The organism is Nocardia sp. NPDC004604, assembly GCF_040609795.1.
GTDB lineage: Bacteria > Actinomycetota > Actinomycetes > Mycobacteriales > Mycobacteriaceae > Nocardia.
This window is the reverse complement of record NZ_JBEXLC010000031.1, coordinates 32,711-57,080: the sequence shown is the minus strand read 5'-3', so window position 1 is coordinate 57,080 and position 24,370 is coordinate 32,711. Positions and strand designations below refer to the sequence as shown.

Here is a 24,370-nt window from a genome sequence, read left to right as displayed (position 1 = left end):
CCGCTCGACCCGCCACTCGATTGCCGAGGGCAGCCGGAAGCCTACTTCGGATCGCGCTCCGGGAGGGGGCGTTCGATAATGGTCGGGCGGCCGAGTGGATTGCGGACGCGGCGTTTGGCCGAGGAGTAGACCAGGGCGGTTTCGGCGGCGACCACATCCCAGGCGAAGTCGGCGGTGAGGCGTTCGCGGGCCGCGTAGGCGCGGTCCTGGGCGGCGGCCGGATCGTCGAGGGTGGCGCGCACGGCCTCGACAATGCCGTCGACATCCGCGGGTTCGAAGGATGCGCCGGTGACGCCGTCGATAACGGCCTCGCCGAGTCCGCCAGCGGTGGAGGTGACCAGCGGGGTGCCCGCTGCGGCGGCCTCGAGGGCAACGATGCCGAAGGGTTCGTAGCGGCTGGGCAGCACGATGGCGTCGGCGCCGTGCAGCCAGCCGAGCAGTTCCTCGTGACCGAGCTGCCCCACGAAGTTGACCGCGCGCGCGACCCGGTGCACGCGGGCGCGCTCGCGCAGCCATTCGAACTGGGTGCCGATGCCCGCGATGGTCAGCGTGGTGCCGGGGTGGGCGCGGCGGATGCGCGGCAGCGCGGCGATCGCGTCCTGCACACCCTTCTCGTACTCGAGCCGACCCACATAGAGCAGGCACGGCGGACCGGTGCGCGGGGCGCGCGGCCGAAAGGTCCACGCGCCGACATCGATTCCATTGCGGATCACCGTCATCGGAATGCGCTCGGGTCCGTACAGGCGTTCCACCTCGTCCTGCATCGAGGTCGAGCAGGTGATCAGCGCGTCGGATTCATTGGCGAGCCACCACTCGACCGAATGCACCTGCTTGTTGACCCGGCCCGAGACCCAGCCGCTGTGCCGCCCGGCCTCGGTGGCGTGAATGGTCGATACGAGTGGCACGTCGTAGTACTCGGCGAGTGCGATCGCCGGGTGCGCGACCAGCCAGTCGTGGGCATGGACGACATCCGGAATCCAGCCGTCGCCGATGCCGGGTTTGCCGAGCGCGACACCGGCACGCACCATCGCGTGGCCCATGGCCAGCGTCCAGGCCAGCATGTCCTCGCCGAAGTCGAAGCACGGCGGATCCTCTGCGACCGCGACCACCAGCACGCCGTCGGCGATGAAGGAGTGGGTGGGGTGGGTCGAGGAGTCGGTGCCGGAGGGGCGGCGGGCGAGCACGACCACTTCATGGCCGGCTGTCGCCAATTCGACCGCCAGGTGATGCACATGGCGGCCCAGCCCACCGACCACTACCGGTGGGTACTCCCACGACACCATCAAGATCTTCATGAATGTCCTTCTCGAGCGGAGTCTCGGTCCGCGATCGCCAGCCGTCGTGCGTCCAAACTCGGGAAGAAGCCGTCGGCCGCCCCCCATCCTGCCGCCAACTGGTGCGCTTTGGCGACTTGACCCGCGTCGACGGCGGCCGCGATTTCCCGTACCGCATGCGCGTGCCGGTGCGCGCGATCGCGTGCGTAACCCGCCGCGGAGTCCTTGCTGACCATGAAGGCCCAGTCGCTGGAGACGGTGAGAATGGCCTCGCGCAACAGCTGATCGGCAACCGGATCGCGCAGTGCGACACCGCCGTCCGCGGCCCGCATCTTGTCCACCGTATCGAGGGCGAGGCGCACGATTTCGTCATTGAGTTCCACCAGGTCCTTGACCTGGTCACCGGCCCAGACCCGCCAGTCCTTACCCGAACCCCATGACGAATCGGCCAATGGCACCGGTTCTCCGACGAATCCGCGCGCGTGTGCATCGGCCAAGGTCCCGACCGTGACGCCCGCCTCGGGCAGGGCTCGCAACACCTGGGCCAGCCACTGCGGACCCTCATGCCACCAGTGCCCGAAGAGTTCGGTATCGAAGGCGGCGACCACCAGGGCCGGACGGCCGATGCGCGCGGATTCGGCGATCAGGCGCTCGCGCACGGTTTGCACGAAATCCTCGACATCGCGGACCATCGCCGCGGCTGCCAACTCCGGGTCATAGGGCGCCTTGTCCGGGCCGGCCACGGTTTTGCCGGTGACCCGGGACGGCTTGAGACCCGTCGCGTGGTCATAGTGATGAAAGTCACGGTAGGCGCTCTGGCCCGGATAGCCGGATTTGGGCGACCAAACCCGATAGCTCACATGCAGATCCCGCCCGAAGGCCACCACGTCCGATTCGCGGACCGGGCGGCCCAGGGTGGTGTCGCCGCGCAGTGCGGGGCCGTCGACCATGAAATGAGTCACACCCGCGGCGGCGTAGTCGAGTTCCATGCCGGGGGTGTAACCACATTCGGGTGCCCAGATTCCGGCGGGGGTATGGCCCCAGCGATACTGGGCGTCGGACAGGCCCTCGCTCAGCTGGAAGGCGCGCAGTCGCGGATCGAGCAGTGGCTGGAACGGGTGCGCGAGCGGACCACCGAGCAGTTCGATGGCTTCGGCGTCGATGAGCTGACGCCATACCGGGGCCGCGCCGTGACGCCAATGCCGTTCGAATTCCGCCAGCGCCGCAGCGGCCAGCCGATGTTCGTGTCTGCCGAGTGCGATATTGCCCGCCAGCGCAGCCTCGTCGGCACGCAACTGCCAGTTGCCGAGCCAATGGTGCATGCCGGCAAGACAGTGTGGGTCGTCCAGCTGGGCGGCCAGCACCGGCGTGATGCCGAGGCTGAGCAGGTGTGAACGGCCTTCCGCGGCAAGGGTTCTCAGCACCTCGACGACGGGAAGATAGGAGGCGGCCCAGGATTGGTAGAGCCATTCCTCGCCGACCGGCCAGCGGCCGTGGTGCGCCAGCCAGGGCAGATGGGAATGCAGGACCAGGGTGAACTGGCCGGGAACAGCCTTACTGGTCACGGCTTCACCGCGATGGCGACCAGATCGAGGCTCGCATCGATCTCCTCGGTGCGCAGTGCGAAATCGTCGATGGTGACCGCGGCGACGTCGGCGGTCAGCTCGGCGGGCCACGGCTCACCGGCCAGCGCGCGCTCGATCTGGGCATCGATGAACGAGCCACCGTGCTTGGCGTCCAATGCTTTAAGGGTCGGGCCGTGGTGCACACCGGTCATCAGCGTGACCCGGAAACCGGCGTCGACCAGCAGTTCGGTGAGTTCGTCGGCATTGAGTTCCCGGGTGTGGAACGGGTTGAGCGGGGTATCGCGGCCGGGGGAGAAGGTGATCCGGTTGGGCGTGCTGATCAGCAGTTCGCCGCCGGGGCGCAGCACCCGCAGGCATTCCCGAATGAACTGGCCCTGGTCCCAAAGGTGTTCGATCACTTGGAAATTCACCACGACATCGACCGATTCGGCATCGAGCGGCAGTTCGGCGAGATTGCCCTGGATCATCTCGACGCGCGGGTAGCGTGCGCGTACGTGCGCGACCGCGCTGGTGTCGTAATCCAAGCCGATCACCCTGGTGGCCACGTCGGCGATCATGTTCGCGCCGTAACCCTCACCGGATCCGGCCTCCAGCACCGTCTTTCCCGTGCAATGTTCGAGCAGTCGCGCGTAGACGATCTCGTGCCGACGGAACCAGTAGTTCTCCTCGGCGATGCCGGGCACGGTCCGCTCGCCGGTCAGCGGCAACGGCTCCACGGCCGACTCGGGAGTAATGCCCGGGGTTGGGCCCACTGCGGCAGGGATCACAGCCTCGCTCATCGCTCCGACGTTACTGGTACGGCGGCCGCACATTATCGCCAGGACCACCGTTGTGAGAGAGAAGCGACTAAGTTACCCATGAGTAACTTAACGTAGGGTAGTGTCACGCCCTGAGCTACAAACAAGGACGTACGGCCGAGCTCGTGCGACCACCACACACGTGTAACCAGAACAGGAGGTCGACGAAGACCGATGCCGAACATCGTCGTACTCATCAAGCAGGTTCCCGACACCTGGTCCGAGCGCAAGCTGACCGACGGTGACTTCACCCTCGACCGCGAGGCCGCCGACGCTGTCCTCGACGAGATCAACGAGCGTGCCATCGAAGAGGCGCTGCTGATCAAGGAGGCCCAGGGCGGCGAGGTCACCGTATTGGCCGCCGGTCCGGACCGTGCCACCGAGGCCATCCGCAAGGCGCTGTCCATGGGTGCCGACAAGGCCATCCACATCAACGATCCGGCCATTCACGGCTCCGACGCCGTGCAGACCGCGTGGGTGCTGGCCAGCGCGCTCGGCCAGGTCGAGGGTGTCGAGCTGGTCATCGCGGGCAATGAGGCCACCGACGGTCGCTCCGGTGCGGTGCCCGCGATCATCGCCGAATACCTGGGCCTGCCGCAGCTGACGCACCTGCGCAAGCTGACCGTCGACGGCGGCAAGGTCACCGGCGAGCGGGAGACCGACGAGGGCGTGTTCAAGCTGGAGGCCACCCTCCCGGCCATCGTCAGCGTCACCGAGAAGATCAACGAGCCGCGCTTCCCGTCCTTCAAGGGCATCATGGCCGCGAAGAAGAAGGAAGTGCAGACCTTCACGCTGGCCGACCTGGGCGTCGACCCGTCGACCGTCGGTGTCGCCAACGCGGGTACCGCCGTCACCGCGGCCACCCCGAAGCCCCCGCGCACCGCGGGCGAGAAGATCGCGGACGAGGGCGACGGCGGCACCAAGATCGCCGCGTACCTGGTCGGTCAGAAGATCATCTGATCCCGCCCGAGACTGCTTAGGAGAGAACACAAATGGCAGAAGTACTTGTGCTCGTCGAGCACGCCGACGGTGCGATCAAGAAGGTCAGCACCGAACTGCTCACGGCCGCGAGCGCACTCGGTGAGCCCGCCGCCGTCGTGACCGGCCCGGCCGGTACCGGTGAGAAGCTGGCCGACGCGCTGGCCGCCGCCGGTGCCGCGAAGATCTACATCGCCGAATCCGACGATGTGGACAACTTCCTGGTGACCCCGAAGGTCGACGTGCTCGCCGGTCTGGTCGAGTCGGTCGCCCCGGCCGCCGTGATCGTCGCCGCCACCGCCGAGGGCAAGGAGGTGTCGGGCCGCCTCGCCGCGCGCATCGGCTCCGGCCTGCTCGTCGATGTCATCGACATCAAGTCCGACGGCTCGGTCGTGCACTCCATCTTCGGTGGCGCGTTCACCGTCGACGCCAAGGCCACCGGCGACGTGCCGGTGATCTCGGTGCGCCCCGGCGCCATCGAGGCCGCGGCCGCGGCCGGTGCGGGTGAGAAGGTGACCGTCGAGGTGCCCGCGCAGGAAGAGGGCGTCGTGAAGGTGATCTCCCGCGAGCCGGTCGTCGGTGGCGACCGTCCGGAGCTCACCGAGGCGAGCATTGTCGTCTCCGGTGGTCGCGGTGTCGGTTCCGCCGACAACTTCGCGGTCGTCGAGGCGCTGGCCGACTCGCTCGGTGCCGCCGTCGGCGCCTCGCGTGCCGCCGTCGACTCGGGCTACTACCCGGGCCAGTTCCAGGTCGGTCAGACCGGTAAGACGGTCTCCCCGCAGCTCTACATCGCCCTCGGCATCTCCGGCGCCATCCAGCACCGGGCGGGCATGCAGACCTCGAAGACCATCGTCGCGGTCAACAAGGACGAAGAGGCCCCGATCTTCGAGATCGCGGACTACGGCATCGTCGGCGACCTGTTCAATGTCGCCCCGCAGCTGACCGAGGCGGTCAAGGCGCACAAGGGCTAGGCTCCCCCGCCTCTCCGCGTATTCGGTAGGGCCGGTCGGCCGCGGTGTGAGTCGCGTTATCGGTTGGCCGGTGCCCGGTGAGTTACCCCTGACTCGCCAAATCTGTTGTTGCGTAATGCAGCAACAGATTTGGCGAGTCTTTTGCGTTCTCGGGTCAGCACGAACCGCCGCATGGGTGGGATAACCTGCGAGTATGGCTGTTCCTACGACTCGGATGCTGGTGCTCGCGGTGGTGCGGCTGCTGCAGCCGGTGCACGGTTATGACGTTCGGCGCGAGTTGTTGTCGTGGCGCGCCGATGATTGGGCGAATGTTAAGCCCGGATCGATATACGGGGCACTGAATACGCTGCAGCGCGAGAAGCTCATCGAGGTGGAGGGCGTCGGGCAGGCGGGGGCGCGCCCGGAGCGGACCAGCTATCGCCTGACCGTCGAGGGGGAGAAGGTTTTCGGCGAGATGGTGCGCGAGGCGGTGTGGAGCTCCGAGCAGCCGAAGAACCCGTATTTCGCGGCGGTGTCGCTGCTGCCGCATCTGCCGCGTGATGAGGTCATCGCGGCAATGCGTGGGCGCATTCTGAAATTCGAATCGGATCTGGTCTTCCTGGAGCGCGAGGAGCAGCGGATTCTCGCGGGCACCGGCAATCCGGCCGAGACCGAACCGCACCATGTCGCCGATGCCATGCGGCTGGCCGCCGACCATGTCCGCGCGGATCTGACCTGGACGCGCAAGACCCTGGAGCGGATCGAGAGCGGTGAGCTGGATGTGTGGACGAATTGGTCGCGGGTGGACGGTGGGCCGATGACCGTCAAATGACGCCCACGCCAGTTGGTCAAGCCTGAATAGTAAAGCTTGACTATTTGATCGATCGTTCCTACCGTTGTTCAGGTGGAAACGATCGACTCCGTTCGTGCACGCACCAGCACCTCGGTGATCCGGGTGCGCGGGCTGTCGCGAACCTTTGAAACCAAAACCGGTCCCGTACAAGCGGTTACGGGCGTCGACTTCGATGTGTACGAGGGCGAGATCCTCGGCCTGCTCGGGCCCAACGGCGCGGGTAAGAGCACGACGCTGCGAATGCTCAGCACGCTCATCGCCCCGACTGCGGGCGAGGCCGTCATCTCCGGCGCGGATCTGGTGGCCGAGCAGCGGACCGTGCGTTCGCGCATCGGCTACGTCGCGCAGGGCGGCATGACCAATGGCGATGCCCTGGTCATCGACGAATTGGTGCTACAGGCCAGGCTTTTCGGGTTGAGCAAGGCGCAAGCCAGGAACAATGCGGAAGAGCTGCTGGTGGCGCTCGACCTGGACGGACTCGGTGGGCGCAAATGCAGCCAGCTCTCCGGTGGCCAGCGCCGCCGGGTGGATATCGCACTCGGCCTGGTGCACGGACCGAACCTCATCTACCTCGACGAGCCGACCAGCGGCCTCGATCCGCAGAGCCGGGCCAATCTGTGGGAGCACATCGAGCGCCTGCGGACGCGGGGCACCACGGTCGTGCTCACCACCCACTACCTGGACGAGGCCGACGCGCTGTGCGACCGCCTGCTGATCATGGACCACGGCGGCATCGTCGCCGAGGGCTCGCCCGACGAACTCAAGCGGCGCATCTCCGGTGATGTGGTGAGCTTCGAAATAGATAACGGCCATGCCGATCTCGCGCTCGAGGTCGCGCAATCGGTGCTCCAGGTGCGCTCGGTGGTGCGCTCGGCGGACATCGGCGCCGACCGGATCGGTACGGGGCTGGTGCATCTCACGGTGGATCGCGGCGATACCGCGGTCGTCCCCCTACTGCGTGCCATGGACGAGCGCGGTCTCGTGCCCGGTGCGCTCACTGTCAAACGTCCCAGCCTCGACGATGTCTTCCTCACCATTACGGGGCGTTCGCTGCGGGAGGCGAGTCACTCATGAGGTTCATGTGCGAGACCGGGCTGATCTTCTGGTCCCAGTTGCGGGCCAATCTCCGAAATCCGGTGTGGGTCTTGATCGGTCTGTCCCAGCCGGTGTTGTATCTGGTGCTGTTCGGGCCGCTGGTCAAGGGGATCGCGCCGGCGCTGGGGTCGGATTCCGACCCGTGGGAGTTGCTCACACCGGCGCTGGTCATCCAGACCGGACTGTTCGGCGCGATCTATGTCGGGTTCGGCATCGTTGCGGAGTTGCGCGCGGGTGTCGTCGAACGACAGCGGGTCACTCCGGCGAGCCGCGGTGCACTGCTGACCGGACGGGTGCTCAAGGATATGGTCGTGCTGGTCGTGCAGGCGCTGGTACTCGTGGGAGTTGCCATGGCGGCCTTCGGAGTTCGGCCGGATCCGCTCGGACTGGTGCTGTCGGTGCTGTTGATCGCGGTGATGGCCGCCGGTCTGGCCGCGGCATCGTATGCGCTCGGGCTGTGGGCCAAGTCCGAGGATGTGCTCGCCTCGGTGCTCAATAGCCTCGCGGTGCCGCTGATGCTGCTCTCGGGCATCCTGCTGCCGCTGAGCGTCGGGCCGGGCTGGCTGCGCACCATCGGGAAGGTGAATCCGTTCTCGCACACTGTCGATGCGGCCAGGGCGCTGTTCCGCGGTGACTTCGGTGCCTCCGAGGTGTACCTCGGGACCGGACTCACCCTGGTGGTCGCGGCGGTGGCGATGGTGATCGGCGCGCGCGGCTTCACCCGCGAAAACGCTTGACCTGTGGTCAGATCGACCGGTAGGCGCATGAGATCCGTTACCGCGATGCGGCAGCGGATCTCAGCGTCGGTGCAGGCCGGAGAGCAGGGTGGTCAGTATCGGGGAGCGGCGGGTGTCGCTGCGCAGGACCGCCGAGACCGGAATCCGTAGTCGGTGTTCGGCCAGTCGCAGCACCACCAGGCCCTCGGTCGGGCTGTCGGCGTAGAGCACCGTCCAGGCGTCGGGTCGGTTGATCAGCTCCATGGTCGCGGTGTGGTCCGGCGGAATCGGCGGACCGAAGGTCGGGCCGGCGGCCAGATCGGCGAAGGCGGCGCGAATCACGGTGTGCAGCAGGACCTGTTCCTGCTCGGGCGGGAGCAGGAGGGGGTAGGGGCTCAGATCCGCCAGCGTCACCTGTTCCCGGATGGCCAGCGGATGGGCGGCCGAGGTAGCGATGACGAGGTCCTCGACCCACAGCTTCTCCACGGCGAGGCCGGGCTCTTCGACGCTGCCGCGAATGAGTGCGAGATCGCAGTCGCCGTCGGCCACCGCGGTGATCCGCTGACGGAACGGTTTGATGACGAATTCGATTTCGGCATCCGGATGCGCGGCGCGCGCACCGGCGATCGCGGACAGGGATCGGGTCGCGAAGGACATATTGGCGGCCAGCCGGATCCGGTGACCGGAGGTGCGCACGGTCGCCCGGATGGCCGATTCCAGGCTCAGCATCTGTTTAGCCAGCGGAAGTAGCCGCATGGTCGCGTCGGTCGGCACGACGGCCCTGGTCGAACGCTCGAACAGGGCCACCCCGAGGTCGCGTTCCAGCCGGGCGATCTGATGGCTGATCGCCGATTGCGAGATATAACAGCGGGCCGCGGCCCTGCTGAAACTCAGCTCCTCGCATACCGCGACGAAGTAGGCGAGCTGGCGAAGCTCCACGTCATCCTCAATTCATGAGCGATCCAGATAAGAGTCATCTCTATTATGCGCCTGAACACCTGAAATATCTGCGGTTCGAATGACGGTTGGTAATGAGAGAAGGAGGCTGTCATGGAAGACGCAGATGTTGTCATCATTGGATCGGGATTCGGGGGGCTTGCCGCCGCAAAGCAGCTGGCCAAATCGGGTATCAAGTACGTTCTCATCTCGAGCACTCCGGAGCATCTCTTCCAGCCGTTGCTCTATCAGGTCGCGACAGGTGTGCTGGCCTCCGGCGAGATCGCGCCGCCGATCGCCTCGGTGCTTCGCAGGCATAAGGAAGCCGATGTCCGGCTCGGCAAGGTGGTCGCCATTGATGCCGACAACGCGGTGATCACCTATGAGCACGAGGGTGAGCACACCCAGATCCGCTACGGCTCGCTGATCGCCGCCACCGGCGCCTCGCAGTCGTACTTCGGCCGCGACGATTTCGCCGATAAGACGTTCTCGCTCAAAACGATCGACGACGCCAAGCTGTTGCGCGCGCAGATCGAGCGCGTCTTCGCCGAGGCCGCTGGCGCGGATGAGGAGACCCGCCAGCGGCTGCTGAGCTTTGTCGTGGTCGGTGCGGGCGCGACCGGTGTCGAGGTCGCCGGGCAGCTGAAGGAACTCGCGAAACGGTATTACCACCAAGAGGTTTCGGTGACGCTGGTCGAGGGCGCTGGCGAGGTGCTCCCGCCCTTCGGTGGCGGGCTGTCGGAGTACGCGAAGGGATCACTGACCAAGAGCGGTGTCGAGGTGCTGCTCGGCACCTTCGTTACCGATATCGAACTCGGCAAGGTGACCGTCAAGGGTAAGGACGGCGTCGAGCGCCGGATCGCCGCCGAGACCGTCGTATGGTCGGCGGGTGTGCAGGCGGGCGGGTTCGCGAAGCTCCTGGCCGAGGCCACCGGCTGCGAAACCGACCGGGCCGGAAGGCTTTTGATCAATCCCGATCTGACCGTGGGCGGGCACGCCGATATCTACGCCATCGGCGATATGACCTCGCTCAACGGCTACCCGGGACAGTCGCCGGTCGCCATGCAGGAGGGCAGGCACGCCGCCGACATCATTCGCCGCAAGAAGCTGCCCGGCACCGCCTTCCGATACTGGGACAAGGGCAGCATGGCGGTGATCAGCCGCTTCAGCGCGGTGGTGAAGCTCAACGAACACATCACCTTCCGTGGGGTGATCGCCTGGACCGTGTGGCTCGCGGTGCATCTGCTGTACCTGGTCGGATTCCGCAATCGCTTCGCCGCGGTGGCCTCGTGGTTGGTCGCCTTCATCGGCAGCGGACGTCCCGGCTTCGATGAGGTGGATGCGGCGCGGGAGCCTGCGCGTCTGCCCGAACGCGACGCCGCCTGATCTGCTCGAAAACGCGCCGGGTCGATGCGGCCCGGCGCGGTTCTGCGTCTTCGGGGTGGCACCGTAACGACTGATTTCCTGAGTACATGGGTAACTCACCGGGTACGGGCTAACTCAGCTGCCGCCCTACCGTCAGCTGCCAACGTCACGGTTACACGCGCCTGAATCCGGCCTGAAGACTCGGGGAGGCGGACGAGCTCATCATCTCGTTCACCGAACCGGCATCGAAGCGACACTTCGAGGTCGCTCCGGCGCTGTTTCGGGCTGGCTTCATCACGGATATGACTATTTCGTCCGTGTTGACAGCCCCGGCTCGACCGACGGACTCCGGGGCGGAACGGTCTCGGTATTCCCTGGTCGTTTCCTCCGATGCGGAGCACCGGCTGGCCGCCCAGCGGCTGCGCTACGGCGTCTTCGCCACCGAGCCCGGCTTCCAGATCGCCGATAACGGAACCGGTCTGGACGCGGACCGGTTCGACGAGCATTGCGATCACCTGCTGGTCCGCGATGACCGCACCGAGGAGTTCGTCGGCTGCTACCGAATGTTGCCGCCGGACAAGGTGAACGCCGCGGGCGGCTACTACACGGCCACCGAATTCGATCTGGCCCAACTGGATCCGGTGGGCAATCGGATCGTGGAGATGGGGCGCGCCTGCGTGGTGCCCGACCACCGCAACGGCTCGGTGCTCACCCTCATGTGGGCGGGCATCCTGCACTACATCCAGCTCACCGGATACGAGTGGGTGATGGGATGCGTCTCGGTGCCGATGCAGGACACCCCCGCCGACCCGGCCGGGGTGAACGTGCGCGGGGTGCGGGATATGCTGCTCGGCCGCCACGGATCCGATCCCGAGCGGCGGGTGCACCCCTACAACCCGGTGGTCGTCGACGGACTGACGCTGGACGAAATGACCCCGCCCGCACGCCCGAAGCTGCCGCCGCTGCTGCGCGGCTATCTGCGCCTCGGCGCGGAGATCTGCGGCGAACCGGCGCATGATCCGGATTTCGCGGTCGCCGACTTCGTCGCACTGCTCGGCCTGGACACCATCAACACCCGCTACCTCAACCGATTACAGGACGCCGCAAACACACTCGACGGGGGACGGTGAGGTAGATGGTGTTCGACGCGCCGCCCGCACAGAGCACCGCGCACTCGTGGATGCCGTCGAGTCCCTGTGGGCCCGGCTGCATCGATCCGGTGGATGAGATCGGTACCGCACGGGTCATCGGCCGACTACTCGGCGTGGCCGGGCTGCTGGTCAGCTTTCCGGTCGTCAATATCGTCACACCCCGTGGTCGACGCGAACAGCTGCAGCGCCGCTATGCGCGAACTGTGCTGAGCTGTCTCGGGATTCGGTTGCGTGTGGTGGACAACCGGAGCGTCGGTCGAGCCGATGCCGGGCAGTCGGCCGATGCGCGCTTCGGCGTTCCGGGCGAAGGTCTGCTGATCGTGGCCGGACATATCGGCTGGACCGATGTCGTCGTCATGGCCGCGGTGCAGCCGCTCGGCTTCGTGGCGCGTGCCGATATGGTCGATTGGCCGCTGCTCGGTGGTCTGGCGAAGCTGATGCGGGTCATCCCGATCGAACGCGAACGGCTGCGCGAACTGCCCGGTGTGGTGGCGACCATCGGTGAACGGCTGGCATCGGGCGATCGGATCGCGGTCTTCCCCGAGGGCACCACTTGGTGCGGCCGCGCCTACGGCACCATGCGGCCCGCGCTCTTCCAAGCCGCCGTGGACACCGCGACGTCGGTGCAGCCGGTGCGGCTGCGCTACCTGGACGCGCACGGTACGCAGTCGACGATTCCGGGATTCGTCGGCGACGATTCCTTCGGCACCTCGGCGAAGCGGGTGCTGCGCTCGCGCGGCATGGTGGCCGAAGTGGTGCTCGCGCCGGTTGAATACCCGGGACTCGACCGGCGCGACCTGGCTCGCCGCTGTGAACAGGCCGTACGTGGTGCGGACCGGTCGCGCCACGGCGCCATCGAGGCCTCGGAGTGGATCGAGGCAACGGCCACCCGAGTGCAGGATCCGGAGTCGGCCGAGACGCGGGCCACACCGGCCGTGCGGCGGCCGTCGCGGCTGCGACCGTTCCGTCGCTCCGGCCGCCGAGCCACGGGTCACCAGGAGACCGAAGGGATGACGGCAGCCCCGGCCTGATCGCGGTTTCTCTGACATCGACCTGCTCGCGCCCGGCGCCGTGAACCGCTCCCAGTGATCAGTGCCACGGTCGGCGGCCGAAGGCGCCGGGCAGCCATGGACGGCGACGACATGGACACTCGAACTCGCTGCGGGAATGGGGTCTGGATTCCGCCATGCCGTGTGCAGCGAAAAACATGATGAAGATCCGCGGATGCAATGGGACACTACGGCTTCCAACCCGACGATCTGGACGGCCGGTGGGGCAACTCGCGACCGTCGAAGTGTCGCGGTAGCCGTTGAGAATTGGCGGGACCGATTAATTAGGCGAAGTGGTCCCGTCTGATCTCACGTGGCGCCGCTCTCGGCCCGCATATCGTCCCGATCGAAAGCCCGGAGGTATCCGATGCCCGCAGACAGACCTGTCCGTCCGACCGGACGAGGAACCCCGACCGTAGTCCGGCTGCTGGTGCTCGCGACATTCGTGGTGATTCTGAACGAAACCATCATGATCAACGCGATTCCGCGGCTGATGGCCGACCTCGAGGTGACCGAACGCACGGCGCAGTGGGTGTCGACCGCGTTCATGCTCACCATGGCGGCGGTTATCCCGGTCACCGGATGGTTCCTGCAGCGGGTCACCACTCGCCGGGCCTATACGATCGCGATGGGTGTGTTCATCGCGGGCACAGCGCTTTCCGCCGTGTCCCCGTCGTTCACGGTGCTGCTGCTCGGACGGATCGTCCAGGCGGGTGGTACCGCGGTGATGATGCCGTTGCTGATGACCACCCTGATGACGGTGGTCCCCGAACAGGACCGCGGCCGGGTCATGGGCAATGTCACCCTCGCCATCTCGGTCGCCCCGGCCATGGGGCCCGTCCTGTCCGGTGTGGTACTCCAAGTCGGTTCGTGGCGTTGGCTTTTCGCGCTGGTGCTGCCGATTGCCGCGGTGGTCACCTGGCTGGGCCTGCGCAAGCTGGACAATATCGGCGAACCGCAGACCGGCGCGCTCGACTGGTCCAGCGTGGCATTCGCCGCGGTCGGATTCGGCGGCCTGGTGTACGGGCTCAGCCGGTTCGAGACCCACAATGTCGCGACACCCGCGGTGATCGTCGTCACCGGATTGGCGCTCATCGGTGTCTTCGCGGCCCGTCAGCTGCGACTACAGCGCACCGGAGCCCCGCTGCTTGATCTGCGCATCCTGCTGTTCGGCACCTACACCAAGGCGCTGATCCTGATGTCGGTCGCGTTCATGGCGATGCTCGGATCGATGATCCTGCTGCCGCTGTACCTGCAGAATCTGCGCGGCCTGTCGGCACTGCAGACCGGACTGCTCGTCATGCCGGGCGGACTGGCGATGGGGCTGCTCGGCCCGACTGTCGGGCGGCTGTTCGACCGGTTCGGCGGGCGAGTACTGGTGATTCCCGGTTCGATCGGTGTCGCGGTCGCACTCGCCGGGTTCACCCGGATATCGATGACCATGCCGTACTGGCAGCTGCTGATCCTGCACATCCTGATGATGGTGTCGCTGGCCGCGGCCTTCACCCCGGTCTTCACGCTCGGGCTCGGGGCGCTCCCGCAGCACCTGTACTCACATGGCAGCTCCATGCTCGGCACACTGCAGCAGGTGGCCGCGGCCTTCGGCACCGCCCTGGTGGTGACGGTGATGTCGGCCCGCAGCAGTGCGCTGGTAGCGGACGGAACGGATCCGATCACCGCACACCTCGACGGCATGCGCCTGGCATTCGCCATCTCCGCCGCGATGGCCCTGATCGTCATCGTGATGGCAGTGCTGCTGCCGAGCCGATCCAGCGCCCCACAGGACGCGGATGGCGCCGAGACGCCGACCCCCGAGCTGGTGGAGAGCTGATCGTCCCGGCGGGCCGCACGCGTCGCCGCTCACACCGCTGCCGACAGTGCGTCGGCAGCGGTGTCGGCCACGGCGAACACGCCGATGGCACAGCCTGTTACGCCGGGCGCGCCGTCGGCTCGCCGGTCACTGCGATCGGGCGGGAATAACGGCGAAACCCCGACGGCTATCCTTTACTGGTCATGAAGTCGGCTTTTTCGGGTCCGGTCCACGGTGCGCCCAAGACGGTCTACCTCGATCATGCGGCGACCACCCCGATGGTGCCTGCCGCGATCGAGGCGATGACGGCTGCCCTCGGGATGACGGGCAATGCCTCCTCACTGCACGGTTCGGGGCGCACGGCACGGCGGATGCTGGAGGAGGCGCGCGAATCGATTGCCGCCGATCTGGGCGCCCGGCCGTCGGAGGTGATCTTCACCTCGGGTGGGACCGAGAGCGACAATCTGGCGATCAAGGGCATCTACTGGGCGCGCCGCGCCGCCGACCCGTGCCGGACCAGGATCATCGCGGGGTCGACCGAACATCACGCGGTCATCGACGCGGTCGAGTGGCTGGAACAGCATGAGGGCGCTCAGGTGACCTGGCTGCCGGTGGACGCCGACGGTGTCGTATCGCCGCGGGTATTGCGTGCGGCGCTGGCCGAGCATGCCGACGAGGTCGCGCTGGTGAGCATCATGTGGGCCAATAACGAGGTGGGCACCATCGCCCCGATCGTCGAATTGGCCATGGTGGCACAGGAATTCGGCGTGCCGATGCACAGCGACGCGATCCAGGCCGCCGCGCAGCTGCCGATCGACTTCGCGGCGAGTGCGCTGTCGGCCGCGAGTTTCGCCGGGCACAAGGTCGGTGGACCGCACGGTGTCGGTGTCCTGCTGCTCGGCCGGCAGGTGCCGTGTGTGCCGCTGCTGCACGGCGGCGGGCACGAACGCGATCTGCGCTCGGGGACCTCCGATACCGCCGCGGCCGTTGGACTGGCCACCGCATTGCGCCATACCGTGGCCGAGTTGCCCACGCGCACACCGGAGTTGACTGTGCTGCGGGATGATTTGATCGCGGGGATCCGCACGGCCGTTCCGGATGCGGTACTGAGCGGTCCGGTCGGGGAGCGGCGACTGCCGGGCAATGTGCACTTCACTTTTCCCGGCTGCGAAGGTGATTCGCTGCTGATGCTGCTGGACGCAGCCGGAATCGAATGTTCGACCGGATCGGCCTGCAACGCGGGCGTGGCCGCCCCCAGCCATGTGCTGATCGCCATGGGCGTCGAACCGTGGCAGGCGCGCGGTTCGCTGCGCTTCTCACTTGGGCACACTTCGACGCGCGCCGATGTGGACGCGGTGTTGGATGTATTGCCCCGGATTGTGGAAAGGGCCAGGGCCGCGGGTCTGGCCGGTGCGAAGGGAGGTGTCTGATGCGGGTACTCGCCGCGATGAGTGGTGGTGTGGACTCGGCCGTGGCGGCGGCACGTGCCGTCGACGCGGGTCATGAGGTGGTCGGCGTGCATCTGGCGCTGTCGGCGACACCGGGCACGCTGCGCACCGGTTCGCGCGGTTGCTGCTCCAAGGAGGATGCCGGTGACGCCCGGCGGGCCGCCGATGTGCTCGGCATCCCCTTCTATGTGTGGGATTTCGCCGATCGCTTCAAGGAAGACGTGATCGACGATTTCGTCGCCGCATACGCGGCCGGTGAGACGCCGAATCCGTGTCTGCGCTGCAACGAGAAGATCAAGTTCTCGGCCCTCGCCGATCGCGCGGTGGCACTCGGCTTCGACGCCGTGGTCACCGGACATTACGCGCGGCTCGAGGACGGTGTGCTGCGCCGGGCCGTCGACGCCGATAAGGACCAGTCCTATGTGCTCGCGGTGCTGACCGCGCAGCAGCTGTCGCGGGCCATGTTCCCGGTGGGCGACACCCCGAAGCCACAGATCCGCACGGAGGCCGCCGAGCGCGGGCTCGCGGTGGCGAATAAGCCCGACAGCCATGACATCTGCTTCATCCCCTCCGGTGATACCCGCGCCTTCCTCGGCGCGAAGATCGGCATTCGGCCGGGTGCGGTGGTCGACGCCGACGGCCAGGTGCTCGGGAATCACGAAGGCGTGCACGGATTCACGATCGGCCAGCGCAAGGGGCTCGGCCTGCCCGGTCCCGGCGCCGACGGCAAACCGCGCTATGTCACCGACATCGATCCCGACTCCGGCACCGTTCGCGTGGGCTCCGTCGAGGATCTGCAGGTGTGGACCGTTCAGGCCGACCGTGCGATCTGGACCTCCGGCTCCACACCCGAGGGGTCGATCGAATGCGTTGCGCAGGTGCGCGCACACGGCGGCACCGCACCGGCCATTGCCGAGGCGGACGGCGACGGACTGATCGTGCGGCTGCGCGAGCCGCTGACCGGTGTGGCCCGTGGTCAGGCCGTGGTGCTGTATCGCCCGGATGTCCTGGGGGATCAGGTGATCGGCAGCGGCACCATCACCGGCACCTCGCGTGCGGTGCCCGACTCGGTCAGCGCGGGCGTGAGCACCGCCCAGTGAGCGGTGCCTACATCGGGCGGCGCGGCAAGCGAGATCGGTCCACCCTCTCTGTCATTTCGGTGCAGACCGGGATCCACCACACGATGGGGTGTACACCCCGCAGAGGGGCAGCGCAGTGAGCGAAATTGCCAGGGAGTCGGGCGAACTCGAGGCGAAGGCACCCGTCCGTATTCCCGGTGGGATCGCGATGGCCGTCGGGTCCTGGCCGGGTACCGATCCGCGCGAGGCCGCGGCCACCATCATCGGTGAGTTGCCGGAGCTGCCGCATCTGGTCGAACTGCCCGGGCGCGGTGCGGGTTCGGACATGATCGGCCGCGTCTCCGCACTGCTGGTCGATATGCGGTTCGACACCACGACGCGTGGCTATCGGCTGGTATCCCGGCCCGGTGCGGTATCGCGGCGTGCTCGCGATCTGCTCAGGTCGGACCTCGACGCGCTCGAAGAGGCATGGGATACAGCGGGTTTGGCCGGTGCCGGGCGCACGGTCAAACTGCAGGCCGCCGGTCCGCTCACCCTCGCGGCCCAGCTGGAACTGCCCGGCGGGCACCGCGTACTCACCGATTCCGGTGCGGTGCGCGATATTTCGGAATCCCTCGCCGAAGGCCTGGACCGGCACGCGAGCGAGGTGCGCAAGCGCCTCGGCGCGGAAGTCGTTCTGCAACTGGATGAACCGTCGCTGGCCGAGGTACTGAACGGCTCGCTGCGCGGCGTCAGCGTCCTCGATACCGTGCGTGCCGTACCCGAACCGGAAGCACTCGCGGTCCTGGATGCGGTCATCACCGCACAATCGGCTCCGGTCCTTGTCCACAGCTGCGCCGAGTCGGCCGCACTGTCCTTCCTGCGCGGCAGCGCGGCCGCCGCCGTCGGCTTCGATATGTCCACCATTGCCACCCGCGATCTGGACGATATCGGTGAAATCCTCGATACCGGAAAACAAGTGGCGCTCGGCCTCGTCCCGACCACTCGGCCCGCCAAACCACCGACCTGGCGCGATATTGCCGAGCCCGGCGTCCGCCTGATCGACCGCCTCGGCCTGCGCCGCTCGACCCTCGCCACCCAGATCCTCGTCGCCCCCGCCTGCGGTCTGGCCGGTGCTCCACTGGACTGGGCCCGCGCGGCCCTGCGCCTGTCCACCGAGGTGGCCCGCGCCTACGCCGAAGAACCCGAATCGCTCGACTTCACCTGATGCCGGACGCCGCGATCCGTGCGATGAGTCCGCCGCGACGTGCGGGAATGTGGCGGCTGGATGTCAGTGGGCTCGGCTAATGTGCGATGGGTGAGTGACAGCGACATTGTGGCGGAGCCAGCGACCGCGGAGCAGCGAGTGGAGTGGCAGCGGCTCGCGGACGAGGTTCGTGAGCATCAGTTCCGGTACTACGTCCGGGACGCGCCGATCATCTCCGACGGCGAGTTCGACAAGCTGCTGCGGCAACTGCAGGCACTGGAGGACGCGCACCCGGATCTGCGCACACCCGATTCGCCGACGCAGCTGGTCGGCGGCGGATTCGCGACGGATTTCACCGCCGTGGACCACCTGGAGCGGATGCTGTCGCTGGACAATGTGTTCGACTTCGACGAGCTGCGCACCTGGGCGAGTCGGGTGGAGGCGGAGACCGGATCGAATCTGCACTATCTGTGCGAGGTGAAGATCGATGGCGTCGCGCTGAATCTCGTCTACGAGAACGGGCGGCTGGTGCGCGGTGCGACGCGCGGCGACGGGCGCACCGGCGAGGACGTCACGCTCAACGCGCGCACCATCGAGGACATCCCGGGCGAGCTCACGCCGTCGGAGGAGTTCCCGATCCCCGAACTGCTCGAGGTGCGCGGCGAGGTCTATTTCCGGCTGGAGGATTTCGAGACGCTCAATGCCGCGATCGTGGCCGAGGGCAAACCGCCGTACGCGAATCCGCGCAATACCGCGGCGGGTTCGCTGCGGCAGAAGGATCCTGCGGTCACCGCGCGGCGTCGGCTGCGGATGATCTGCCACGGCTTCGGTCGCATCGAGGGCTACACCCCGACCTCACAGCACGAGGCCTACCGCGCCCTGGCCGCCTGGGGTCTGCCGGTCTCCGAGCATACGAAGCTGGTACAGGGCATCGATGCGGTGATCGAGCGCGTCAACTACTGGGGTGAGCACCGCCACGATATCGAGCACGAGATCGACGGTCAGGTGATCAAGGTCGACGAGATGGCGCTGCAACGGCGTCTCGGTTCCACCTCACGCGCTCCGCGCTGGGCGATCGCCTATAAGTACCCGCCGGAGGAGGCGACGACCGAGCTGCTCGGCATCGAGGTGAATGTCGGCCGCACCGGCCGGGTCACCCCGTTCGCGGTGATGGAGCCGGTCTTCATCGCGGGTTCCACGGTCGCGCGGGCTACTTTGCACAATGCCTCCGAGGTGAAGCGCAAGGGTGTGTTGATCGGTGACACCGTCACCATCCGCAAGGCGGGCGACGTCATCCCCGAGGTGCTCGGCCCGGTGGTGGACGCGCGCACCGGCGACGAGCGCGAATTCGTCATGCCGACGCAGTGTCCCGAATGCGGTGCGGAGCTGGCGCCGGAGAAGGAGAGCGACGTCGATATCCGCTGCCCGAATGGGCAGTTCTGCCCGGGGCAGCGGCGGGAGCGATTGTTCTACATCGCGAGCCGTCGGGTCTTCGATATCGAGGCGCTCGGCTATGAGGGCGCGGTGGACCTGCTGCGCTCGGGCGCGATCACCGATGAGGGCGATCTGTTCGACCTCGATGAGGCGCGGCTGCTGACCACCTCGCTGTACGCGAATATGGACGGCACCCTATCCGCGAACGGCAAGCGACTGCTGGAGAACCTGCAGGCCGCCAAGAACCGCCCGCTGTGGCGAGCGCTGGTCGGCCTGTCCATCCGGCACGTCGGTCCGACCGCCGCCCGTGCGCTCGCCGCGGAATTCGCCAGCATGGACCGCATCGAACAAGCATCGGCCGAGGAACTCGGCGCCGCCGACGGGGTCGGTCCGACCATTGCGAACGCGGTGGTGGACTGGTTCACCGTCGACTGGCATCGCGCGATTGTCGACAAGTGGCGCGCGGCCGGCGTGCGCATGGCCGATGAGCGCGACGAGTCCATCGAGCGGACGCTCGAGGGCCTATCGATCGTGGTGACCGGTTCGCTGGAAGGGTTTTCCCGCGACGGTGCCAAGGAGGCGATCCTGGTGCGCGGCGGCAAGGCCGCGGGCTCGGTATCCAAGAAGACCGCGTTCGTGGTGATCGGAGAGTCGCCGGGATCCAAGGCCGAGAAGGCTGAGGAACTGGGCGTGCCGATCCTCGACGAGGCCGGATTCCGCCTCCTGCTCGAGCAGGGCCCAGACGCGGTAGCACCGGATACCGCCGAGGGAGACGCCGAAGCGGAGGAATAGGGCGGCTCCTCGGGAAGGGGGGATACGCCGTCGGCGAACGGCGCTTGACCTGAACCTAGCTCGAGGTATCACGATCGACTGGTAGGCAACTATCAGGAGATTCGATATGACTCACCGCTCTACCGCTCTGATCACCGGTGCTTCGGCGGGATTCGGTCTGGCTCTTGCGCGTTCGCTCATCGCGCGCGGCTGGCGGGTGATCGGCACCGCCCGCCGCGCCGATCGCCTCGAACGGGTGGAGTCCGAACTCGGCGAAGCCTTTCTCGCGGTGCCCGGCGATACCACCGATCCGGCGCATCGTGCCGAACTGGCCGAGATCGCCGCTGGGTTCGGACATCTCGACCTGCTCGTGAACAATGCGAGCAGGCTCGGGCCGAGTCCGATGCCGCGGCTGGCCGACTATCCGCTCAACGAGCTCGAGTTGGTGTACCGCACCAATGTCATTGCCCCGCTCGCGGTTCTGCAATTCGCGCTGCCGCTGCTCGGCGCCGACGGTGTCGCGGTGAACATCAGCTCCGACGCGGGCGTCGAACCGTATCCGAATTGGGGCGGTTATGGCTCCTCGAAGGCGGCGCTCGACCAGCTCACCGCCATTCTGGGCGCCGAATATCCGGACCAGTCGATCTACGCCTTCGATCCCGGCGATATGCGCACCGAAATGCACCAGGCCGCATTTCCCGGCGACGATATCTCCGATCGCCCGGAGCCCGAGACCGTGGTGCCCGCGCTCCTGCGACTGATCGAGCAGCGACCGAAGAACGGCCGCTACACCGTGGCCGATTTCACCGCGGGGGTCGCCAGATGAACTCGGCATCGACGGGTGGGCCAGCGGCGCTGAACGAATGGCCCGACATACTGCCGCCCGAGCGCAATGCCATCGCCCCGCCGGAGGCACGCGGTCTGGCCCGCGACGAGGTCCGGATGCTGGTGGCGGCGGATCGCCTCAGCCACACTATATTCCGTGAGCTGCCACAGCAGTTGAATGCGGGCGACCTGGTGGTGGTGAACAATTCGTCGACCCTGGCCGCCGCGGTCGACGGCGTACTCGACGGCACGCCGGTCACGCTGCATCTGTCCACCTGGCTCAACGCGCTGGTCGAGGCGGAGACGGAGGCCAGCGTTCCACCGGATACCTTCGGCGGCTGCGACGGACTCTGGGTGGTGGAGGTGCGCACCCGCGAACGTACGCCGTACGGGGGTGATCTATACGCAGGCAACGAGATCCAAATGCCGGACGGCACCACGGCCACCCTCCGCGAACCGTGGCTACCGGGTGCGCGCCGACTCTGGATCGCCGAACTCAGCGCGGATCCCACCTGGCTGCTGGCCACCCACGGCTATCCGATCACCTATTCATATGTGCCACAGCGTTGGTCGCCGTCCTACTACACGACGGTATTCGGCCGGATCCCGGGCAGTGCCGAAATGCCGAGTGCGGGACGCCCGTTCACCCAAGCGCTGGTGCTCGATCTGGTGACCGCCGGTGTGGCGGTCGCACCGATCACCCTGCACACCGGGGTCTCCTCGCCCGAGGCGGGCGAACCGCCGAGTCCGGAGCGCTTCGCGGTACCGGCGACGACCGCACGTCTGGTGAACGACACGAGGGCGGCGGGCGGCCGCATTATCGCGGTCGGCACCACGGTGACCCGAGCATTGGAGACGACCGCCGATCACAACGGCATCGTGTACCCGGCCCGAGGATGGACCGAACTGGTCCTGGGACCGCAACGGCCCGCCCGGGTGGTCGACGGCATCATTACCGGATGGCACGCTCCCGGCGCGTCACATCTGGATCTGCTCGTCGCGGTCGCGGGCGAGACAAGCGTGCACGAGGCCTATGCCACCGCTCTCGATACCGGCTATCTCTGGCACGAGTTCGGCGACAGCGCGCTGTTGTTCGGACCTAGGAGGGCGTAATGGTCACGGTGGAGTCGAGCTGGCCGCCGACCGTTACCCGTCCGCACTGACCATTGCTGAGATCGAGATGGTCGGTCTTGGTCTTGGTCCGGGTCTTCTGGATGGTGGTGTCGACAGTGACGTCGACCTTGCCCACCGAGCAGACCTTCACGAGCGCCGGTGATCCGGTGAAGCTGTAGGTGCCGCCACCCTGGCAGGTATTGGTCTCATCGTGGAAGAAGATCCGCGCCGAACCGTCCGGACACGGTGCCTCGGCGGCGGCCTGCGGCGGGCCGAGTACGACCAGCGGGCCGAGTGCGAGAGCGGCAGCGACGGAGCTGCGGGCCACAAGACGACGAACCGTCAGTTCCATCGTTAACCATCCTCATCAGGGTCCAGCGAGTGCCAGCGGATAGCCGCGGCGCCAGCATGATAACGCGCGACGTGCGCATTTGTCCGGTCGAAGCCCGTGCGAAGGCGTCGGGCGGCGACTATCGCGGCGCGCCGCGCGGGTGGCGGTGTCGCGGATGGGCGGGCGAACCGACAGGATGGCGGGATGCTGCGCAGTTTTCAGGTGACGAATCACAGATCGCTGGCCGAACGGCAGGACTTGCGATTGAGCCGGGGGAGTGGTCCGGTCGCGGTGCCGGTGACGGCCGTGCACGGTGCGAGTGCCGCGGGCAAGACGAACCTGATCGATGCGCTGGGGCAGATGCGCGACGCGGTGCTGAATTCGGTGACCGGCTGGGATCCGTATGCCGGGCCGGTGCGCGCGCCGCATCGCGGATTCCCGGATCGCCCTTCGGAATTCGTGGCCGGCTTCGTTGCCGAGGGCGTGCCGTACACCTACGGGTTCCGGTTGGACAATGCGGATGTGACGGCCGAATGGCTCTACACCCATCCCCGCTCGCGCAAGCGAATCGTCTTCGAGCGCAATGGCGAACAGATCAAGATCGGCCCGATGTTCGAGGCCGCGCGCTACGGTATCGCGGCATTGCTACCGCTGGTGCGCCCGAATGCGTTGCTGCTCAGTCTCGCCGGGCAGATGTATGCCGAGGCGCTGGTGCCCGCGTATCGGTGGTTCTCCGCGATGCTCGAGGTGCAGCACGGTGCCGTCGATGCCGCGACGGTGGCGCATCGGCTCGGCAGCCATCTCTCCGCCGCACCGGATCATGCGGTTCGACTGCTCATGCTGCTGCGCACCGCCGAACTCGGTATTACCGATCTGCTGATCGCCGAACCCGATCCGATGTACGCGGACTATCTGCGCGAACTCGACGCCGATATCGCGGGGACGGCCGAGCAGGTGGAGCTCTGCGCCACCTCGCCGGGGCACGCCGACCAGTTGCTGCGGGATAACGGCATCACCGAGGTCATGCTCGAGCGCGAACTCGGCAATCTCAGGGGCGCGCGCGATGCCCTCTACACCAGGATGGTTGAGCGCCGCGGCGTCGGGCTCGGCCTGGTACACGCGGGGATCGATGCCGCCTTCGATATCACCGAAGAATCCGCCGCGACACTGTCGATGCTGCGGCTGCTGCCGACCATGCTCGATGCGCTCGACTCCGGTCGAGTGCTCGCGATCGACGATATCGGCGCGCAGCTGCCGGTCGAGGAGACCGACCGGCTGATCCAGCTCTTCCAGAATCCGGAGACGAATTCCCGTGGTGCGCAATTGATCTTCACAACGAACAATCGCGCGCTGATCGATCGGGCGAATGGACGCTCACAGCGCACCCGCACTGCCGTCTGGCAGATCCGTCGCACCGAAGACGGCACCAGCGAGCTCGCCGCGCCGTAGTCCGCCGAAGCATGTCGTCGGTCGCGGCCGGTGCTGCGACCACGTGATGGTGTTGTGAGCGTGTGGTGGTGCTGCGAGCGTGTGGTGGTGCTGCGAGCGTGTGGTGGTGCTGCGAGCGTGTGGTGGTGCTGCGAGCGTGTGGTGGTGCTGCGAGCGTGTGGTGGTGCTGCGTGC

Annotated in this window: 21 protein-coding genes; 16 read left to right on the top strand and 5 right to left on the bottom strand. The window is 67.1% G+C overall.

Annotated elements, in window-relative coordinates:
* Nucleotides 1–41 precede the first annotated feature (41 nt).
* From ABZW16_RS14295 to ABZW16_RS14285, 3 genes are read right to left on the bottom strand one after another with little or no spacing between them, the layout of a single operon-like run.
* Entirely contained in the window at nt 42–1,295 is a 1,254-nt protein-coding gene (locus ABZW16_RS14295) for a glycosyltransferase family 4 protein (RefSeq protein ID WP_354955809.1), read from the bottom strand.
* Complete coding sequence (locus ABZW16_RS14290) at nt 1,292–2,839, bottom strand: glycoside hydrolase family 57 protein (RefSeq protein ID WP_354955807.1); 1,548 nt, start codon at nt 2,837–2,839, stop codon at nt 1,292–1,294. Before ABZW16_RS14290 ends, ABZW16_RS14295 begins: the two co-directional genes overlap by 4 nt.
* Complete coding sequence (locus ABZW16_RS14285) at nt 2,836–3,639, bottom strand: class I SAM-dependent methyltransferase (protein ID WP_354955805.1); 804 nt, start codon at nt 3,637–3,639, stop codon at nt 2,836–2,838. The genes ABZW16_RS14290 and ABZW16_RS14285 overlap by 4 nt, the downstream gene beginning before the upstream one ends.
* Nucleotides 3,640–3,831: 192 nt before the next feature.
* Between ABZW16_RS14285 and ABZW16_RS14280 the strand changes: the two genes are divergently transcribed.
* The 5 genes from ABZW16_RS14280 (at nt 3,832) to ABZW16_RS14260 (ending at nt 8,270) form a co-directional block, all read left to right on the top strand.
* Nucleotides 3,832–4,617, top strand: a complete 786-nt coding sequence (locus ABZW16_RS14280) for an electron transfer flavoprotein subunit beta/FixA family protein (protein WP_354955803.1) — start codon at nt 3,832–3,834, stop codon at nt 4,615–4,617.
* A 32-nt stretch (nt 4,618–4,649) separates the two neighbouring features.
* The gene (locus tag ABZW16_RS14275) at nt 4,650–5,606 is read left to right on the top strand and encodes an electron transfer flavoprotein subunit alpha/FixB family protein (protein WP_354955801.1); all 957 of its coding nucleotides are present in this window, start codon (nt 4,650–4,652) and stop codon (nt 5,604–5,606) included.
* A 193-nt stretch (nt 5,607–5,799) separates the two neighbouring features.
* Entirely contained in the window at nt 5,800–6,417 is a 618-nt protein-coding gene (locus tag ABZW16_RS14270) for a PadR family transcriptional regulator (RefSeq protein WP_354955799.1), read from the top strand.
* A gap of 72 nt (nt 6,418–6,489) precedes the next feature.
* Nucleotides 6,490–7,512 carry an ATP-binding cassette domain-containing protein gene (locus tag ABZW16_RS14265; RefSeq protein WP_354955797.1) on the top strand — a complete coding sequence of 341 codons (1,023 nt, stop codon included), beginning with the start codon at nt 6,490–6,492 and terminating at the stop codon, nt 7,510–7,512.
* Nucleotides 7,509–8,270: an ABC transporter permease gene (locus tag ABZW16_RS14260; protein ID WP_354955795.1), complete on the top strand. Its 762-nt coding sequence runs from the start codon at nt 7,509–7,511 to the stop codon at nt 8,268–8,270. The genes ABZW16_RS14265 and ABZW16_RS14260 overlap by 4 nt, the downstream gene beginning before the upstream one ends.
* A gap of 60 nt (nt 8,271–8,330) precedes the next feature.
* On the opposite strand, the gene ABZW16_RS14255 is transcribed toward ABZW16_RS14260, so the two are convergent.
* The gene (locus ABZW16_RS14255; protein WP_354955793.1) at nt 8,331–9,188 is read right to left on the bottom strand and encodes a LysR family transcriptional regulator; all 858 of its coding nucleotides are present in this window, start codon (nt 9,186–9,188) and stop codon (nt 8,331–8,333) included.
* Nucleotides 9,189–9,299: 111 nt separating this feature from the next.
* On the opposite strand from ABZW16_RS14255, the gene ABZW16_RS14250 reads away from it, so the two are divergent.
* From ABZW16_RS14250 to ABZW16_RS14205, 10 genes are all read left to right on the top strand, one after another.
* Nucleotides 9,300–10,571 carry an NAD(P)/FAD-dependent oxidoreductase gene (locus ABZW16_RS14250; RefSeq protein ID WP_354955791.1) on the top strand — a complete coding sequence of 424 codons (1,272 nt, stop codon included), beginning with the start codon at nt 9,300–9,302 and terminating at the stop codon, nt 10,569–10,571.
* A 281-nt stretch (nt 10,572–10,852) separates the two neighbouring features.
* Nucleotides 10,853–11,680 (top strand): GNAT family N-acyltransferase, encoded by an 828-nt coding sequence (locus ABZW16_RS14245; RefSeq protein WP_354955789.1) that lies wholly within the window; start codon nt 10,853–10,855, stop codon nt 11,678–11,680.
* A gap of 5 nt (nt 11,681–11,685) precedes the next feature.
* The gene (locus tag ABZW16_RS14240) at nt 11,686–12,732 is read left to right on the top strand and encodes a lysophospholipid acyltransferase family protein (protein WP_354955787.1); all 1,047 of its coding nucleotides are present in this window, start codon (nt 11,686–11,688) and stop codon (nt 12,730–12,732) included.
* A 385-nt stretch (nt 12,733–13,117) separates the two neighbouring features.
* Nucleotides 13,118–14,581 carry an MDR family MFS transporter gene (locus ABZW16_RS14235; RefSeq protein WP_354955785.1) on the top strand — a complete coding sequence of 488 codons (1,464 nt, stop codon included), beginning with the start codon at nt 13,118–13,120 and terminating at the stop codon, nt 14,579–14,581.
* Between the two features lie 182 nt (nt 14,582–14,763).
* Nucleotides 14,764–15,990, top strand: coding sequence for a cysteine desulfurase family protein (locus ABZW16_RS14230; protein WP_354955783.1), 1,227 nt, complete (start codon nt 14,764–14,766; stop codon nt 15,988–15,990).
* A complete protein-coding gene (mnmA, locus tag ABZW16_RS14225; protein ID WP_354955782.1) occupies nt 15,990–17,108 on the top strand; it encodes a tRNA 2-thiouridine(34) synthase MnmA in 1,119 nt (372 codons plus the stop codon). The genes ABZW16_RS14230 and mnmA overlap by 1 nt, the downstream gene beginning before the upstream one ends.
* 187 nt (nt 17,109–17,295) lie before the next feature.
* Entirely contained in the window at nt 17,296–18,294 is a 999-nt protein-coding gene (locus ABZW16_RS14220) for a methionine synthase (protein WP_354955826.1), read from the top strand.
* 90 nt (nt 18,295–18,384) lie between these two features.
* Nucleotides 18,385–20,499 carry an NAD-dependent DNA ligase LigA gene (gene ligA, locus ABZW16_RS14215; protein WP_354955780.1) on the top strand — a complete coding sequence of 705 codons (2,115 nt, stop codon included), beginning with the start codon at nt 18,385–18,387 and terminating at the stop codon, nt 20,497–20,499.
* A 106-nt stretch (nt 20,500–20,605) separates the two neighbouring features.
* A complete protein-coding gene (locus tag ABZW16_RS14210; protein ID WP_354955778.1) occupies nt 20,606–21,304 on the top strand; it encodes an SDR family oxidoreductase in 699 nt (232 codons plus the stop codon).
* Nucleotides 21,301–22,416: an S-adenosylmethionine:tRNA ribosyltransferase-isomerase gene (locus tag ABZW16_RS14205; protein ID WP_354955776.1), complete on the top strand. Its 1,116-nt coding sequence runs from the start codon at nt 21,301–21,303 to the stop codon at nt 22,414–22,416. Before ABZW16_RS14210 ends, ABZW16_RS14205 begins: the two co-directional genes overlap by 4 nt.
* Here ABZW16_RS14205 and ABZW16_RS14200 read toward each other — a convergent pair.
* Nucleotides 22,403–22,768 (bottom strand): hypothetical protein, encoded by a 366-nt coding sequence (locus ABZW16_RS14200; RefSeq protein ID WP_354955774.1) that lies wholly within the window; start codon nt 22,766–22,768, stop codon nt 22,403–22,405. The genes ABZW16_RS14205 and ABZW16_RS14200 overlap by 14 nt on opposite strands.
* A gap of 201 nt (nt 22,769–22,969) precedes the next feature.
* Here ABZW16_RS14200 and ABZW16_RS14195 point away from each other — a divergent pair, with 201 nt between their 5' ends.
* Nucleotides 22,970–24,196: an ATP-binding protein gene (locus ABZW16_RS14195; protein WP_354955772.1), complete on the top strand. Its 1,227-nt coding sequence runs from the start codon at nt 22,970–22,972 to the stop codon at nt 24,194–24,196.
* Nucleotides 24,197–24,370 lie beyond the last annotated feature (174 nt).

Coding starts and splice junctions, on each gene's coding strand:
- ABZW16_RS14205 (WP_354955776.1), top strand. CDS start 21,301: ATGAACTCGGCATCGACGGGTGGGCCAGCGGCGCTGAACGAATGGCCC.
- mnmA (WP_354955782.1), top strand. CDS start 15,990: ATGCGGGTACTCGCCGCGATGAGTGGTGGTGTGGACTCGGCCGTGGCG.
- ABZW16_RS14280 (WP_354955803.1), top strand. CDS start 3,832: ATGCCGAACATCGTCGTACTCATCAAGCAGGTTCCCGACACCTGGTCC.
- ABZW16_RS14245 (WP_354955789.1), top strand. CDS start 10,853: ATGACTATTTCGTCCGTGTTGACAGCCCCGGCTCGACCGACGGACTCC.
- ABZW16_RS14260 (WP_354955795.1), top strand. CDS start 7,509: ATGAGGTTCATGTGCGAGACCGGGCTGATCTTCTGGTCCCAGTTGCGG.
- ABZW16_RS14200 (WP_354955774.1), bottom strand. CDS start 22,768: ATGGAACTGACGGTTCGTCGTCTTGTGGCCCGCAGCTCCGTCGCTGCC.
- ABZW16_RS14220 (WP_354955826.1), top strand. CDS start 17,296: ATGGCCGTCGGGTCCTGGCCGGGTACCGATCCGCGCGAGGCCGCGGCC.
- ABZW16_RS14285 (WP_354955805.1), bottom strand. CDS start 3,639: ATGAGCGAGGCTGTGATCCCTGCCGCAGTGGGCCCAACCCCGGGCATT.
- ABZW16_RS14240 (WP_354955787.1), top strand. CDS start 11,686: ATGGTGTTCGACGCGCCGCCCGCACAGAGCACCGCGCACTCGTGGATG.
- ABZW16_RS14295 (WP_354955809.1), bottom strand. CDS start 1,295: ATGAAGATCTTGATGGTGTCGTGGGAGTACCCACCGGTAGTGGTCGGT.
- ABZW16_RS14210 (WP_354955778.1), top strand. CDS start 20,606: ATGACTCACCGCTCTACCGCTCTGATCACCGGTGCTTCGGCGGGATTC.
- ABZW16_RS14270 (WP_354955799.1), top strand. CDS start 5,800: ATGGCTGTTCCTACGACTCGGATGCTGGTGCTCGCGGTGGTGCGGCTG.
- ABZW16_RS14235 (WP_354955785.1), top strand. CDS start 13,118: ATGCCCGCAGACAGACCTGTCCGTCCGACCGGACGAGGAACCCCGACC.
- ABZW16_RS14230 (WP_354955783.1), top strand. CDS start 14,764: ATGAAGTCGGCTTTTTCGGGTCCGGTCCACGGTGCGCCCAAGACGGTC.
- ABZW16_RS14250 (WP_354955791.1), top strand. CDS start 9,300: ATGGAAGACGCAGATGTTGTCATCATTGGATCGGGATTCGGGGGGCTT.
- ABZW16_RS14275 (WP_354955801.1), top strand. CDS start 4,650: ATGGCAGAAGTACTTGTGCTCGTCGAGCACGCCGACGGTGCGATCAAG.